Here is a 14,163-nt window from a genome sequence, read left to right on the forward strand (position 1 = left end):
GGGAGCGCGGCGCGACGCCGTGCATCAGATCGTATCGACGACGCCGCCATCGACGCGCAACGCCGCACCCGTGGTCGCGGAGGCCTCGCGGGACGCGGCGTAGACGATCATGTTGGCGACCTCGTCGACCGTCGCCATGCGCTGCAGGATCGAGGACGGGCGATGCGACTTGACGAAATCGACGCCGGCCTCCTCGATCGTCTTGCCGGTCTTCTCCGCGTCGCCCCGCAGCATCTCGGCGACGCCCTCCGACAATGTGGGGCCGGGAAGGATCGAATTGACGTTGACCCCGGTGCCGGCAAGGCGCTTGGCGAGCCCGCGCGCGATCGACATCACGGCGGTCTTCGTGAACCCGTAATGGATCATGTCCGCCGGAATGTTGAGCGCCGACTCCGACGCCAGGAAGAGGATGCGCCCCCATTTGCGCTCGACCATGCCCGGCGCGTAGGCACGTGCGAGGCGGACGCCGGACATGATGTTGACGTCGAAGAAGCGTTGCCACTCCGAATCCGGCGTGTCGAAGAAATCCTGCGGGCCGAAAATGCCCACATTGTTGACGAGGATGTCGGTCTGCGGCACCGCGGCGAGGAGCGTGTCGCAGCCCTCCGGCGTGCCGAGATCGGCGGCGACGCCGGTCACTTTCGCGTCGTGGACGGCGGCGTCGAGTGTGGCGACCGCCTTGTCGACGGCCCCTTGCGTGCGACCGTTGACGACGACGGAGGCGCCCGATGCGGCGAGCCCGTGCGCGGTGGCGTATCCGATCCCCCCGGTCGATCCTGTGACGATCGCGGTGAGGCCGGTGAGGTCGATCTGCATGGCGATATCCTTGGTGCGGTTGGCGCGGCGCGGTTTCGCTGGGACGCGAAGCGTCCGCAACTCATTTAGGCCGGATCCGCCGCCGCTGAAGGCACCATCGCGGGCGACCGCGCGCTGCTTCCTCTATGCGATGAAAGAATAGATCGCCACCCAGATCGACAGGGCGACGGCGCAGATCAGCGTATAGGCGCCGTTCCAGCGCAGACCGACATGAGTCGCGCTCTTGCCGGCGAAGGAGCCGACGAGAAGCGTCGTCGCGGTGAACGGCGAGGAGGCACCGCCGAGCGCCCAGCCGGAGGTGATCGCGACGAGGATCGCCGTCGGCGAGATGCCGAGCTCGGTCGCGGAGGGGAGGAGGGGCGCCATCAGCGAGACCGCGAGGATCGGATTCATCCCGAACTGACCCGCGAGCGGGATCGCCCAGACGAGCGCGACGAGGATCACCTGCGGCGGCAGGGTCGCAAGGTCGATCCCGCTCGCCTCGACGAGGGGCGCGAGAAGGTGGGAGCCCACCGTCCCGATATAGCCGGCCATCATCAGGAGCAGGATCTCGCCGCGATAGCTCGGCAGATCGTAGGCGACATAGCGCCGGGCGCGGATCGCGAGATTGGCGATCGGCGTCGACTTGCGTGCCTGCAACGCAATCCACCCGCCGGCCACGATCGGCACCAGCATGATCACGAGGATCACCACACGGTGGCCGGTCAACAGGTGGAGCGCGGCAACGACGGTGCCGAGAATGAGGAGGAGGAGGACGAGCGGGGTGACGGACCGGATCGACCCGTCGCTCGGCTGGCGCACGGGACGGGGGCCGCTGAGCTTCGGCTTATAGATCGTGTCCATCGCCCAGCCGATCCCGCCAATGATGACGCCGCTGACGAAACACGGCACGATCCCGCCCGCCCATGTGGCGTCCGGCACCAGCGTCGTCGACACGGCGATCGCGAAGGAGAGGGGCGACCAGGGGAGCGCCGTGATGAAGCCGCGCTGGATCGCGAGCAGCATCCGGCGGATGCGGATCGCGCGGATCTCCTCGTTCTTCTCGTGATTGGCGCTCGACATGGCGAGGCTGCCGAGAAGCGCGATCGAGCCATAATTGAGGACGAGGGCGAACAGCGAGCCGCCGACCGTGAGGGCGATATAGCGCCGCCCCGGTGGCTGCTGGGCGAGATAGCGGCCGCATTCCTGAATGCCGGGCGAGGTGTCGGCCGCGTTGCGCAAGGTCGAGAGGGCGGTGAAGAAGGCGGAGATGAACGCCGCGATCATCGCCCCGCGCACCGAGGTCGCGAGCCAGTCGTGCCCTGCGAGGGCGGCGATGACGGTGAGGACCGCCGCGATCACGACGAAGAAGAGTTGCAGCCGCTTCGCGCCGAAGGAGAGGAGGATCGTGACGACGAGCGCGCCGATCGCCGTTGCGGCCTCGAGCGGTGGCGACGGGGCCCATTCTTCGATGACGACGAGAAGGGCGACAGTTGCGAGGATGATCCCGGTGAACGGCTTGGGGGCGAGGGGCATCGCCGGCATCGACAAAGTCCATTCCCGGCCGGCACCGGGCGTTGCGCCGTCCGGCTGGGCCATGTTGGGGCTCGCGGGAGCCCTGGGCCAAAAGCGGTTCGAGCGGCGTTCACTCGGTTGAAATCAATCGAGCGAGCGTTGCTCGCAATCAGACGTCACACCAACGCGCGCGTTCGCGGCGACGCGGGATGGTCCGGGATACGCAAGACGCGCGCCACCGGCCGGAACATGGCGCGAAGGTGCGTCATCGCGGAGACGCGCGGCGCAGCGGCTGCCTTCGGCGCTCGGCCCACGGTCACCGGAGCGGCAAACCTTTATCGCGCCGTGAACTTGAGTGCCCGCGTACCATGAGTGTCATGCCACCTACAACGCATCGCCGCCATGCAGGCGCTGCAACTCGTAAGGTCGAGCGCGTGCGATGAGGCTTGCGCGCGATCCGCGGGCGCGGCATCGGCGGTCGTTCCGCGTGGTCGATCGGGGCCATGATCGACGCGCCGGCCTCACCCCGTCATCCGCAGAACGTGGCGGATCGTCTTGCCGTCGGCGAGGGCGTCGAAGGCGGCGTTGATGTCGTCGAGTGGCCCCGCGCTCGTCTGAAGCTTGTCGACCGGCAGGCGGCCGCGCTCGAAAAGGTCCATGTAGCGGCGGATATCGCGCGCCGGAACGCCGCCGCCGAGATAGGAGCCGCGCAGGGTCCGCTCCTCGCCCACGAGGCGCACCGGGTGAAGCGCGAAGGTGTGCTCCGGATTGGCGAGGCTCGCCGTCACCGTTTGCCCGCCGCGTCGGGTGATGTCGAAGGCGAGGGAGAGGGCGGGCATCACGCCGGCGGTCTCGATCGCGGCGTCGACGCCGCCTCTGGTCGCCTCGCGGATCGCGCCGGCGGTGTCGGCCTCCCGCGAATCGTAGACGGCGGTCGCGCCGAGCCGTTCGGCGAAGGCGAGCTTGTCGGGATTGACGTCGACGGCGATCACCTCCGCCGCCCCGGCCGCGAGTGCGCCCAGGACAGCCGACAGCCCGACCCCGCCGAGCCCGACCACGGCGACCGTCTCGCCCGCGCGGATCGCGGCCGTGTTCACGACGGCGCCCATCCCGGTGAGGACCGCGCAGCCGAAGAGAGCCGCCATGTCGAGTGGAAAGTCGGGGGCGATCTTCACCAGCGAGCGGCGCGAGACGACCGCGTGCTCGGCGAAGGCGGAAACGCCGACATGGTGGTACACCGTCTCCCCGTCGCGGTGGATGCGGTGGCCGCCGCCGAGGAGCGTGCCGGCCGTGTTCGCCGCGGCGCCCGGCTCGCACAGCGCCGGGCGGCCTTCGGCGCAACAATCGCATGTGCCGCAGGAGGGCACGAACACCATCACCACCTGATCGCCGGGGACGAGATCGCCGACCCCCGGCCCGACGCGCTCCACGATGCCGGACGCCTCATGGCCGAGCGCCATCGGCATCGGCCGCGGCCGGTCGCCGTTGATCACGGACAGATCGGAGTGGCAAAGCCCCGCCGCGGCGATCTTCACCAGCACCTCGCCCTCGCCGGGATCGTCGAGATCGACGGTTTCGACCGTGAGCGGGCGGGAGGCGGCGTAGGGCCGCGGCGCCGGGAAGGCGGAGAGGATGGCGGCGCGGGTCTTCATGATGGTTCCTTCCCGGCGTTCGCGAGCGAATGTCGCGGCGCGTTGGGTGTCCTTTCAAGGTTAGCGCCAAGCGTCGCGCCGCCTCAAGGTCGGGCGCTGAGCGGGGCGCAAACCCTCAGCAACCGAGAAAACAGAAATTCCGGTTTTCATTCCAGGCATTGCTTGCCGCTTTCATCGCGCTGGCGGGCTCGTTAATGTCGCGCGCCAGCCGATGGCCCGATCCATCGGCGACGTTCGGCACCCATAGCGACGCCGCCGACCGGCCTCAGCGGCGGATGACGCCGTGAAGGACAGGACTACTATGATGCGCCCCCTCGACGACCTTCTCGTGGTCAGCCTGGAGCAGGCGATCGCCGCCCCGTACGCGAGCCGCCTCCTCGCCGACCAGGGCGCGCGCGTCATCAAGGTGGAGCGGCCCGATGGCGGCGATTTCGCCCGGCAGTACGATTCGCGGGCGCGCGGCGTCTCCAGCCATTTCGTGTGGACGAACCGGTCCAAGGAGAGCCTCACCCTCGATCTCAAGCGGCCGGACGGCGTCGCAGCCCTGAAGCGGCTTCTCGCGAAGGCGGACGTCTTCGTCCAGAATCTCGCGCCGGGCGCGGCGGAGCGGCTCGGCCTCGGCGCGGCGGAGCTGCGGGCCGCCAATCCGCGCCTCATCACCTGTGCGATCTCAGGCTATGGAAAGAGCGGGCCGTACGGGTCGAAAAAGGCTTACGATCTCCTCATCCAGGCCGAAGCGGGCTTCCTGTCGGTGACGGGTTGGCCGGGCGAGCCGGTCAAGGCCGGCATCTCGATCGCCGATATCGCGGCGGGTGTCAGTGCCTACAACACGATCCTCGCGGCGATCCTCAACCGCCACAAGACCGGCGAGGGCGACGAGATCGAGGTCTCGATGCTCGAGGCGATGGCCGAGTGGATGGGCTTTCCGATGTATTTCGCGAGCGATGGCGAGGCGGCGCCGACGCCCGCCGGCGCCGGCCACGCGACGATCTTCCCCTATGGCCCCTATGATACCGCCGACGGCGCCGTCCTGTTCGGCCTTCAGAATGACCGGGAATGGTCCGCCTTCGCCCGCATCGTCTTGCAGCAAGAGGCGCTCGCCGACGATCCGCGCTTCAAGGGAAATTCCGGCCGGGCCGCGCACAAGGATGAGGTGAACGGGGCGATCCACGCGGTGTTTTCGACGCTCAGCACGGCCGAGGCGATGGCCCGGCTCGAAGAGGCGAAGATCGGAACCGCGAGCGTCAACGACATGGCGGCGCTGTGGGCTCACCCTCAACTGCAAGCGCGCGGCCGCTGGCACGAGATCGGCCTGCCGGGCGGGACGATCCCGGCCCTCGCGCCGCTGACGGGAGCCGGTTGGACGCCCCGGCTCGACCCGGTTCCGGCCCTCGGCGCCCACACCGCGAGCATTCTGGCGGAGCTCGGCCTCTCGGAGGAGGAGGCCGCCGCTTTGACCGACAACGAGAAAGACGCCTGACCGATGACGAACGACGATCCCTATGCCGATCTGCGCGACGCGCTGCGGGCGCTCTGTGCCGAGTTTCCGGCCGAGTATCACCGCAAGCACGGCGCGGAACACACCTACCCGGAAGAGTTCATCGACGCGTTGACCCGGGCGGGCTGGCTCGCCGCGATGATCCCCGAGGCCTATGGCGGCTCCGGCCTCGGCCTCGTCGAAGCCTCGATCGTGATGGAGGAGATCAACCGCGCGGGCGGCAATGCCGGCCATTGTCACGGCCAGATGTACAATATGGGCACGCTGCTGCGGCACGGCTCCGACGCGCAGAAGGCGCACTATCTGCCGAAAATCGCTTCCGGTGAACTGCGCCTTCAGTCGATGGGCGTGACCGAGCCCACCACCGGCACCGACACCACCAAGTTGAAGACGATGGCGGTGAAGACGGGCGACCGCTATGTCGTCAACGGCCAGAAGGTGTGGATCTCGCGCATTCAGCATTCGGATCTGATGATCCTTCTCGCCCGCACGACGCCGCTGTCGGAGGTGAAGAAGAAGTCGCAGGGGCTGTCGATCTTCCTCGTCGACCTGCATCAGGCGATCGGCAACGGCCTCACCGTCAACCCGATCCGCAACATGGTCGGGCACGAGACGAACGAGCTGTTCTTCGACAATCTCGAAATTCCGGCGGAAAATCTGATCGGCGAGGAAGGCTCCGGCTTCAAATATATCCTCGACGGGCTCAACGCCGAGCGGACGCTGATCGCGGCCGAATGCATCGGCGACGGCTATTGGTTCGTCGACAAGGCATCCGCCTATGCCGGGGAGCGGACGGTGTTCGACCGGCCGATCGGCCAGAATCAGGGCGTCCAGTTCCCGATCGCGCGCGCCTATATCAACGTCGAGGCGGCGAACCTGATGCGCTTCAATGCGGCCGAGCGGTTCGACGCGAACCTTCCCTGCGGGGCCGAGGCGAACATGGCGAAGCTCCTCGCGGCCGATGCCTCCTGGGAGGCGGCGAACGTGTGCTTGCAGACGCATGGCGGCTTCGGCTTTGCCGAGGAATACGACGTCGAACGCAAATTCCGCGAGACGAAACTCTACCAGGTCGCGCCGATCTCGACGAACTTCATCCTCTCCTACGTCGCGGAGCACGTTCTCGGCCTGCCGCGTTCGTTCTAAGATGGTGCTCCGCCGCGCCGGCGGCGGAGACCCATAGGCCGAGCGGGAGGATGTCATGATGTCGGTTGCCGAAGCGCTCGCCGAGGCGGAGCGCGATTTCGTCGCCCGCAACCCGCAAAGCGAGGCGAGCCACCAGCGCGCGGCGCAGGTGATGCCCGGCGGGAACACGCGCACGTCTCTGTGGAGTGCGCCGTTCCCGCTCACGATCGCATCGGGCGAAGGGTGCCGCATCACCGATGTCGACGGGCACATTTATGTCGATCTCGTGGGTGAGTTCACGGCCGGGATCTTCGGGCATTCCTCGCCGGTCCTTGCAGCGGCCGTCGCCAAGGCGCACGCGAACGGGATCAACCTGTCGTCCCACAACACGCTCGAGGTTCGCCTCGCCGAGCTGATCGCCGCGCGCTTCCCCTCGATCGATCTGTTGCGGTTCACCAACTCGGGCACCGAAGCAAACCTGATGGCGCTCATGGTCGCGAAAGCGGCGACGGGGCGCTCGAAGATCGTCGTGTTCGATGGCGGCTATCATGGCGGTGTCCTCACCTTCGCGGGCGGCGGCTCGCCGGTGAATGCGCCGCTCGACTTCCTCGTTTTGCCGTACAACGACATCGAGGCCGCCGAGGCGGCGTTCGCGGAGAACGACATTGCCGCCGTTCTCGTCGAGCCGATGCTGGGGGCGGGCGGCTGTCATCCCGCGCGGCAGGATGTGCTCGAAGCGCTGCGACGGCTGACGCGCGAGCACGGCGCGGTTCTGATCTTCGACGAGGTGCAGACGGCGCGCATGGCCCATGGCGGCGTCCAGGCGCGCACCGGCGTCACGCCCGATATGACGACGCTCGGCAAGTTCTTCGGCGGCGGCCTCGCCTTCGGCTGTTTCGGCGGCCGCCGTGCCATCATGGAGACGATGGATCCACGCCGTTCCGGCGCGCTCGGCCATGCCGGCACGTTCAACAACAACACGCTGACGATGGCCGCCGGCATTGCCGCCATCGAAACCTACCTCACGGCCGACAATCTGGATGCCCTCTTTGCCCGCGGGGAGGATCTGCGCGCCCGCCTCAATGGCGTCTTCACCGATGCGCACGCGCCCTATCACGCGACCGGCATGGGCTCGATCCTGACGATCCACGGCGACGATCCGGCGGGCGATATCGCGCTGCGCCGGCTCCTCCAGTTCGATCTCGGTCGGGCGGGCTACCACATCGCCGCGCGTGGCCTCATCGCCCTGTCGCTGCCCGTCAGCGAGGCGGAGATCGCGGGCTTCCTCCAGGCGGTCGGCGATGCGGTCGCGGCGCGGCGTGCGGTGTACGGATCGCTCGCCGCAGCGTGAGGCTCAGGCGGGGAAGAGGATTAGCCGCCGATAAAGGTGCCAGGTCGCGTGGCCGAGCACCGGAAGGGCGAGCAAGAGACCGAGAAAGAGCGGCGACATCGCGATGAAGAGAAGGACCGCGATCAGCGCCGCCCAGAGGAGAAGCGTCGCCTGATTGCGCGCGACGGTGCGCATCGAGGTCAGCATCGCGGTCACGAAGTCGACCTCCCGGTCGAGGAGGAGGGGGAGGGAGACGACCGTCAGCGAAAAGACGAGATAGGTGACGCCGAGCCCGACGAGGATCTGAAACGCGATCATCGAAAGGCCGTTCGTCGTCATCAGCGTCTCCCACGATGTCGAGATGTTGGTCATCGGCATGTGGCCGAGAAACAGCGCGAACGACATGTGCGCAAAGAAGCTCCAGAACAGGAAGACGAGAACGAGGATCGCGCCGATCCACGGCGTCTGCCGACCCCGCTCGCGCCAGACGACGCCGAGAATGTCGCGCCAGCCACGCGGCTCGCCGGTCTCGAGCCGGCGGCTCACCTCGTAGAGGCCGACCGCGGCGAAGGGGGCGACGAGCGGAAAGCCGAGCGACAGGACGAGCGTCCACTCGATCGTGCCCGCGCCGGCGAGGACGAGGCCTATCCCGGCGATCACGTAGAAGGCGGAGAAGAACAGGCCGAAGAGCGGGGCGCGCACGAAATCGCGCCCGCCGGCGGCAAGGGCGCGTGCCAGATCACCGGGGCCGATCCGTGCGATGGTCGGGATGGGGGCAGCTTCTGTCTCGCGGGTCATCGGCGTCGTCTCGCGGTCGTTTTTCGCGATCTTGGCCGACTTTGCGTCGCCGATCTACGGGATCGGGCCGCGCCCGCGCCTCGTGCCCCACAGACGCGAGGCGCGAGGCGCGAGGATGGGCGCCGGGTCAGGTGCCCGGCGACGTCTCAGCGCTTATAGGGGCCGATGAGGGCGGCGAGCATCTCGGTTTCCTCGCCCGTGAGGTCGGTGAGGGGAGCGCGGACCGGGCCGGGATTGAAGCCCTGAAGGCGCACGCCCGCCTTGATCGCGCTCACCGCATAGCCCTTCTTCCGGTTCCGGATCTCCATGAAGGGATAGAAGAAGTCGTTGAGGATCGCCTCGCAACGCGCCCGGTCGCCGCCGCGCAGCGCCGTGTAGAACTCCACCGCGAGCTGCGGGACGAAGTTGAAGACGGCGGAGGAGTAGGTGCTGAAGCCCGCGCCGAGATAGGCCTCGGCGAAGAGCTCCGCCGTCGGCATTCCGCCGAGATAGGTGAGGCGGTCGCCCATCTTCGCCGTGATCTGGCGCACGAGGCCGATATTGCCCGACCCGTCTTTGAAGCCGACGAGGTTGGGGCATGCCTCGCAAAGGCGGGCGAGCGTGTCGGCCTCGATGATCGAGTTGTCGCGATTGTAGACCATCACGCCGATGCTGATCGAATCGCAGACGGCTTTGACGTGCTGGTAGAGGCCTTCCTGCGGCGCGTCGATGAGATAGTGGGGAAGCAGCAGGATGCCGTCGCCGCCCGCCTTTTCGATCGACTGGGCGAGCTCGATCGCCATCACCGTGCCATAGCCGCAGCCGCCGACAATCGGGGTTTCGCCCGCCGCATCCTTGGCGGCGGCGACGATGGGGCCGACCTCGGACGGGGCGAGCGAGAAGATCTCGCCGGTGCCGCCGGCGGCGAACAGCGTCGCAGCGTCGAAGCCGGACAGCCAGGAGACGTGCTCCTTGTAGGGCTCCGGGCTGAACTGCCCGTCCGCGCCGAATGCCGTGACCGGGAACGACAAGAGGCCGGACCCAAGTGCGTGTTTCAGTTGTTGCGGGTCCATCATCGGTCTCCCTCCGCCGTGCCTCATTTTACGCCAGCTAGCCAAGATGCATGACGACTGTCAACAATTCATATGATGACTTTGGCCCGCTCATTGGCGAGATCCCGGTAGCGCTGTTGGCTGCCCTTGAGGTGGCGGCGCATCGCTTCGCGCGCGCCTTCGGGGTCCGACCGGCTGACGGCGGCGGCGACCTCGCGGTGTTCCTCGCAGATCATGTCGAGATATTCCGCGGTGTTCGCCTGGGGCGGGGAGAGGATGACCGAGCGCGGGATCGCCGTCAGCCCCATCACTTCGAGAAACTCGCGAAAGCGGGGATTGTTGGTGGCGTCGGCGAGGGCGAGGTGAAAGCGTAGATCGACCTCGGCCGCGCTCGTGCTCTTGTCGACGAGGCGCCGCATCTCCTCACATGCCTCGATGATGGCCTCTTCCTGGGCCGGCGAGCGGCGCACCGCCGCGATGGCGGCCGCTTCCGTCTCGACCGCTGCGCGCAATTCCAGCATCTCGATGATGGCGGAGATCTTGCCGAAATCGACGATCTCGAACGGCCGCCCGTTGGCCGGCTGCGGCTCGAGGACGAAGACGCCGGCGCCTTGGCGCGGCTCCACGAGTCCGTCGGCGCGCAACCCGGCGATCGCCTCGCGGATGACGGTGCGGCTCACGCTGAACTTTTCGGTGAGCCGGGTTTCCGGGGGAAGGCGGTCCCCCGGCTTGTAGAGGCCTTCGAGAATGTCGGTCCGCAGCGAATTGATGACGCCGATCACCAAGTTTCGGCGTGACTTTTTTTGCGGGGCTGCGGGTTCTTCCCACGTCGACATTCTTTCGGACCCTCCCTGTGACATTCGACCATTGGAAGGCTTAGCCGACCAGACGGGGATGATCGAGATGTCATTGTGCAATTCATCGCAGTGAAGTGCGTCTTATCATACGAATAAACTCAAAGTTTATTTGGATGGGCGCCCGGCTCACGCAACCGCAGCATCCGCGACGGTGATCTGAAGCTGGTAGATCCCGAGATTATCCACAGATTGGGCGCCGAGGCTGGCGAAGGCATCGGCGGACAGGCGCGCGCGGCAGAGATTTGCAAATCGGTCCGCGTCCCCCCAGCCTTCGACGATCGCGATCCAGGCTGGAATCCGGTTCGCCTCGCCGCGCGCCTTACGCTCGGCGGTGTCGATGGCGCTCGCCGCGCGATCGGCGACGAGGAGGTGCGCGCCCGCGACCTCCGGCAGCGCGGCGATGTCTTCGAGATGGGCCCAGGCGCGCGCTTGGTGTCCGGGGGCATCGTCGTCCGCGACGTCATAGCGGAGCGTCGCGCAGAGCCCGCCTTCGGTGCGGCCGGTGGTGTGGGCGACGTTCACCAGCGAACGGTTCACGCCGCGAAAATGCTTCACCGAATCGACCGTCCACGGCGTCGGATTGTTGAGGCGGTCCTGGTAGGCGGGGCTCTTCAGGACGTCGAGCGACTGGGCCTCGTACAGGTTGAAGAATTCGAGGTCGGCGTCGATCGCGATATAGCGCCGGCCGCGATGGAAGCCGGGGATCTCGACGCGCTCCAGCATGTGCTCGTTGCCGTGCCAATCATAGAATTGGTCGCGCCCCTCGGGGACGATATCATGCCAGATCGCGACGGCTCCGCGTCCTAATAGTGCCACGCGCCTTCTCCCTTTCCGTGTTTTTGGAAACCTATTCCAATTTCCTGCCGCTCGCTATAGTCTCCCCTCGCGGAGGGCGAAGAATGACCGTAGCGGCTGTCGATCGTTGTCTCAGATTGATCGAGGCGCTCGCCGGCGAACCGGAGCCGGTCGAGCTGTCGTCGCTTGCCGCGCGCGTCGATCTGCCGATGAGCGCGACGCATCGGACGCTCGCGGCGATGAGCGCCCGCGGCTGGGTCATCCAGGATCCGGCGAGCCAGGGATATGCCCTGTCGCTCCGTCTCGCCGCGCTCGGCTTTCGCAATCTCGACGCCCGCTCGCTGCCCGATGTCGTGCAGGACGTGCTCGACCGTCTCGCCACCACGACGCATGAATATTGCCGCCTCGCGATCCTCGAAGGGGAAGACCTGGTCTGGGTGGCGCGGGCCCAGGGGGCGACCGTCGGCCTGCGCTACGATCCCGACATGGGCGAGGAAATCGTGTTGCATGCGACCGCCAACGGAAAGGCATGGCTGGCGACGCTCGACGAGGCGGAGGCGCGGCGCATCCTGACCGCGCGCGGCTTTGCGACATCGCGCCCGCTCGGTCCGCGATGCATCGCCGATCTCGACGGCCTCCTCGCCGAACTCGAACGGGTGCGGCGCAACCGCTATGCGACCGCGATCGAGGAGGCGGAGGAGGGGACGGCTGCGGTCGCGATCCCGTTCCGCGCGGGGGAGGGACAGACCTCGCCCGTCGCCGGCACGATCAGCGTCGCGGGTCCGCTGACGCGTTTTCCGCCGGAGCGGCACCGCGCGCTCGCCGACGCTTTGGAGAGCGCGGCGGCCGAACTCGCGACGCTCTGGCCCATCCGCGCCTATGGCCGCACCGGCCGCGCCGTCAGCCAACAGGCCCGCGTCGCATGAGCGTTTCACGCACCCGCCGCATTCTGGAGCCGCTTTTGTGGTTCGCCGGGTTGATGGTGGTCTGGGAGCTCGTCGTCCGGCTCGCGGACGTGCCGTCCTTCATGCTGCCGGCGCCGTCGGTCTTCCTAATGCGCATCGTGGAGGAGCATGACCGGCTCCTCCATCACGGCCTCATCACCACGCGGATGATCCTCTACGGGTTCGTGGCGGGAGCGGTGCCGGGGGTCGCGCTCGGCTATCTGATCGCCCGCTCGCGAACCTGCGAGAGGCTGCTCTATCCGATCATCATCTTCATCCAGGGCCTGCCGAAGATCACGCTCGCCCCGCTGCTTCTCGTGTGGTTCGGCTTCGGTCCGTTCCCGATCGTGCTTCTGACCGGCCTCGTCACCTTCTTCCCGGTGCTCGTCGACGCGGTGGCCGGCTTCAAGTCGGTCGATCCCCGGCTCTATTATCTGACGCGCTCGATGGGCGGCTCCTGGTGGCGCACGTTCGTGTCGATCGAGCTGCCGTCGGCGGCGCCGCAGATCTTCTCCGGCCTCAAGATCACCATCGTCATCGCCGTCACGGTGGTGATCGTGGTGGAGTGGCTGAACTCCAATAATGGCCTCGGTTATCTCGTCCTGCGGGCGATGGATTCGACCGACACGGCCTTCATTTTCGCGATCCTCGTCGTCGGCTCCACGGTGGGCGTCGTCCTCAGCTACGGCGTCACCCTCGCCGAGCAGGCCCTCCTGCCATGGAGGCGGCGCGATCGACGCTGAACGGCACCGACAGGCGGCATGATCCGAAGAAGGTCAGCCGAAACAACACGGAGGAAACGACCATGAAATCGCTCGTGACGACCATTCTCGCCGGCTGCGCGCTTGCGTTGCCGCACGCCGCGATGGCGGCCGATCCCGTCAAGCTGACGATGAACTGGACGGCGGACTCGGCCCATCTCGGTTTCGCGATGGCGAAGGCGAAGGGCTTTTACGCCGACGAAGATCTCGACGTGACGCTCGAAGAGGGGCGCGGCTCCTCGGTCGCGGCGCAGCTCGTCGCGACGGGGCGCACCGAGATCGGCCTCGCCGACGCCGGCGCCGCACTCAACGTCGCCGCCCAGGGCGCGCCGATCGAGGTGATCGCGACGATCTGGAAGTCCGGGCAGTTCGGCGTCCAGTATCTCGCCGATTCCGGGATCTCGACGCCCGCCGACCTCAAGGGCAAATCGGTCGCGGTGGCGCCCGGCACGGCGATGGTGCCGCTCTTCGGCGCCTTCCTGGCCGCCAACGGGATGAGCGAGAGCGACGTCGATATCGTCAACGCGACGCAGAGCGCCGCCCTCGGCCTCCTCGCGAAGGGCGATATCGATGCGATCGCCGAGACGCCGGAAAACACCGTCGTGCCGCTCGAGGCGGAGGGGCTCGATGTCGAGAATATGTACTTCTACAACAACGGCGTTCCGGTGGTGAGCCTCAGCCTCATCGCCCGCTCCGACAAGGTCGAACAGAATGCCGACCTTTATGAGCGCTTCATCCGCGCCACGCTGAAAGGGTGGCAGGCCGCGATGGAGGATCCCGAGGCCGCGGTCGACGCGCTCCTCGCCGAGTTCCCCGAGACGGAGAACACCAAGGACGCGCTGCTGCAGGGCGCGAAATACTCCTTCGCGTCGGTCTGCCCCGGCGGCGCGGGCGATGCGATCGGCGTCACCGATGACGACACCTGGAGCGAGATTTACGACGTGATGACGACGGCCATGGGCTTTTCAAGCGATCGGCCGGTGACCGATTATTACACGCTCGACCTCCTCCCGGCCGAGCCGATCACCTGCCCCTGATCCGGCCGGCCCCGTGGCAACGCAGGAC

Annotated in this window: 13 protein-coding genes; 6 read left to right on the forward strand and 7 right to left on the reverse strand. The window is 67.3% G+C overall.

Annotated features, from left to right (window positions below):
- Positions 1-24: 24 nt before the first annotated feature.
- From L1787_RS00940 to L1787_RS00950, 3 genes are all read right to left on the reverse strand, one after another.
- On the reverse strand, positions 25-816 hold the full coding sequence (locus L1787_RS00940; RefSeq protein ID WP_235706595.1) for an SDR family NAD(P)-dependent oxidoreductase: 792 nt from the start codon (positions 814-816) through the stop codon (positions 25-27).
- Positions 817-939: 123 nt separating this feature from the next.
- Positions 940-2,394 carry a hypothetical protein gene (locus L1787_RS00945; RefSeq protein WP_235706596.1) on the reverse strand — a complete coding sequence of 485 codons (1,455 nt, stop codon included), beginning with the start codon at positions 2,392-2,394 and terminating at the stop codon, positions 940-942.
- Between the two features lie 437 nt (positions 2,395-2,831).
- Complete coding sequence (locus L1787_RS00950; RefSeq protein WP_235706597.1) at positions 2,832-3,962, reverse strand: zinc-dependent alcohol dehydrogenase family protein; 1,131 nt, start codon at positions 3,960-3,962, stop codon at positions 2,832-2,834.
- A gap of 301 nt (positions 3,963-4,263) precedes the next feature.
- Between L1787_RS00950 and L1787_RS00955 the strand changes: the two genes are divergently transcribed.
- Genes L1787_RS00955 through L1787_RS00965 form a run of 3 tightly spaced genes read left to right on the forward strand, consistent with a single transcriptional unit; the run spans position 4,264 to position 7,933 of the window.
- Entirely contained in the window at positions 4,264-5,442 is a 1,179-nt protein-coding gene (locus L1787_RS00955; RefSeq protein ID WP_235706598.1) for a CaiB/BaiF CoA transferase family protein, read from the forward strand.
- A gap of 3 nt (positions 5,443-5,445) precedes the next feature.
- Complete coding sequence (locus L1787_RS00960; protein ID WP_235706599.1) at positions 5,446-6,603, forward strand: acyl-CoA dehydrogenase family protein; 1,158 nt, start codon at positions 5,446-5,448, stop codon at positions 6,601-6,603.
- 55 nt (positions 6,604-6,658) lie between these two features.
- The gene (locus tag L1787_RS00965; RefSeq protein ID WP_235706600.1) at positions 6,659-7,933 is read left to right on the forward strand and encodes an aspartate aminotransferase family protein; all 1,275 of its coding nucleotides are present in this window, start codon (positions 6,659-6,661) and stop codon (positions 7,931-7,933) included.
- A gap of 3 nt (positions 7,934-7,936) precedes the next feature.
- Here L1787_RS00965 and L1787_RS00970 read toward each other — a convergent pair whose 3' ends face one another.
- From L1787_RS00970 to L1787_RS00985, 4 genes are all read right to left on the reverse strand, one after another.
- Positions 7,937-8,710, reverse strand: a complete 774-nt coding sequence (locus L1787_RS00970) for a DUF2189 domain-containing protein (protein ID WP_235706601.1) — start codon at positions 8,708-8,710, stop codon at positions 7,937-7,939.
- Positions 8,711-8,856: 146 nt separating this feature from the next.
- On the reverse strand, positions 8,857-9,762 hold the full coding sequence (kdgD, locus tag L1787_RS00975) for a 5-dehydro-4-deoxyglucarate dehydratase (protein WP_235706602.1): 906 nt from the start codon (positions 9,760-9,762) through the stop codon (positions 8,857-8,859).
- Positions 9,763-9,830: 68 nt separating this feature from the next.
- Complete coding sequence (locus L1787_RS00980; protein WP_235706603.1) at positions 9,831-10,577, reverse strand: FadR/GntR family transcriptional regulator; 747 nt, start codon at positions 10,575-10,577, stop codon at positions 9,831-9,833.
- A 147-nt stretch (positions 10,578-10,724) separates the two neighbouring features.
- On the reverse strand, positions 10,725-11,414 hold the full coding sequence (locus L1787_RS00985) for a hypothetical protein (protein WP_235706604.1): 690 nt from the start codon (positions 11,412-11,414) through the stop codon (positions 10,725-10,727).
- An 83-nt stretch (positions 11,415-11,497) separates the two neighbouring features.
- On the opposite strand from L1787_RS00985, the gene L1787_RS00990 reads away from it, so the two are divergent.
- The 3 genes from L1787_RS00990 to L1787_RS01000 all read left to right on the forward strand — a co-directional run bounded on the left by L1787_RS00990 (position 11,498) and on the right by L1787_RS01000 (position 14,135).
- Entirely contained in the window at positions 11,498-12,319 is an 822-nt protein-coding gene (locus L1787_RS00990; RefSeq protein WP_235706605.1) for an IclR family transcriptional regulator, read from the forward strand.
- Positions 12,316-13,080 carry an ABC transporter permease gene (locus L1787_RS00995; RefSeq protein WP_235706606.1) on the forward strand — a complete coding sequence of 255 codons (765 nt, stop codon included), beginning with the start codon at positions 12,316-12,318 and terminating at the stop codon, positions 13,078-13,080. Before L1787_RS00990 ends, L1787_RS00995 begins: the two co-directional genes overlap by 4 nt.
- A 62-nt stretch (positions 13,081-13,142) precedes the next feature.
- Positions 13,143-14,135, forward strand: coding sequence for an ABC transporter substrate-binding protein (locus L1787_RS01000; protein WP_235706607.1), 993 nt, complete (start codon positions 13,143-13,145; stop codon positions 14,133-14,135).
- The last annotated feature ends 28 nt before the right edge of the window (positions 14,136-14,163 follow it).

It is taken from the genome of Acuticoccus kalidii, assembly GCF_021556395.1.
Lineage (GTDB): Bacteria > Pseudomonadota > Alphaproteobacteria > Rhizobiales > Amorphaceae > Acuticoccus > Acuticoccus kalidii.

What these genes read in the sequence shown, in the direction of transcription:
- L1787_RS00950 (WP_235706597.1), bottom strand. Translation starts at nt 3,962, where the DNA reads ATGAAGACCCGCGCCGCCATCCTCTCCGCCTTCCCGGCGCCGCGGCCC.
- L1787_RS00980 (WP_235706603.1), bottom strand. Translation starts at nt 10,577, where the DNA reads ATGTCGACGTGGGAAGAACCCGCAGCCCCGCAAAAAAAGTCACGCCGA.
- L1787_RS00960 (WP_235706599.1), top strand. Translation starts at nt 5,446, where the DNA reads ATGACGAACGACGATCCCTATGCCGATCTGCGCGACGCGCTGCGGGCG.
- L1787_RS00940 (WP_235706595.1), bottom strand. Translation starts at nt 816, where the DNA reads ATGCAGATCGACCTCACCGGCCTCACCGCGATCGTCACAGGATCGACC.
- L1787_RS00970 (WP_235706601.1), bottom strand. Translation starts at nt 8,710, where the DNA reads ATGACCCGCGAGACAGAAGCTGCCCCCATCCCGACCATCGCACGGATC.
- L1787_RS00955 (WP_235706598.1), top strand. Translation starts at nt 4,264, where the DNA reads ATGATGCGCCCCCTCGACGACCTTCTCGTGGTCAGCCTGGAGCAGGCG.
- L1787_RS01000 (WP_235706607.1), top strand. Translation starts at nt 13,143, where the DNA reads ATGAAATCGCTCGTGACGACCATTCTCGCCGGCTGCGCGCTTGCGTTG.
- L1787_RS00990 (WP_235706605.1), top strand. Translation starts at nt 11,498, where the DNA reads ATGACCGTAGCGGCTGTCGATCGTTGTCTCAGATTGATCGAGGCGCTC.
- L1787_RS00995 (WP_235706606.1), top strand. Translation starts at nt 12,316, where the DNA reads ATGAGCGTTTCACGCACCCGCCGCATTCTGGAGCCGCTTTTGTGGTTC.
- kdgD (WP_235706602.1), bottom strand. Translation starts at nt 9,762, where the DNA reads ATGGACCCGCAACAACTGAAACACGCACTTGGGTCCGGCCTCTTGTCG.
- L1787_RS00945 (WP_235706596.1), bottom strand. Translation starts at nt 2,394, where the DNA reads ATGGCCCAGCCGGACGGCGCAACGCCCGGTGCCGGCCGGGAATGGACT.
- L1787_RS00965 (WP_235706600.1), top strand. Translation starts at nt 6,659, where the DNA reads ATGATGTCGGTTGCCGAAGCGCTCGCCGAGGCGGAGCGCGATTTCGTC.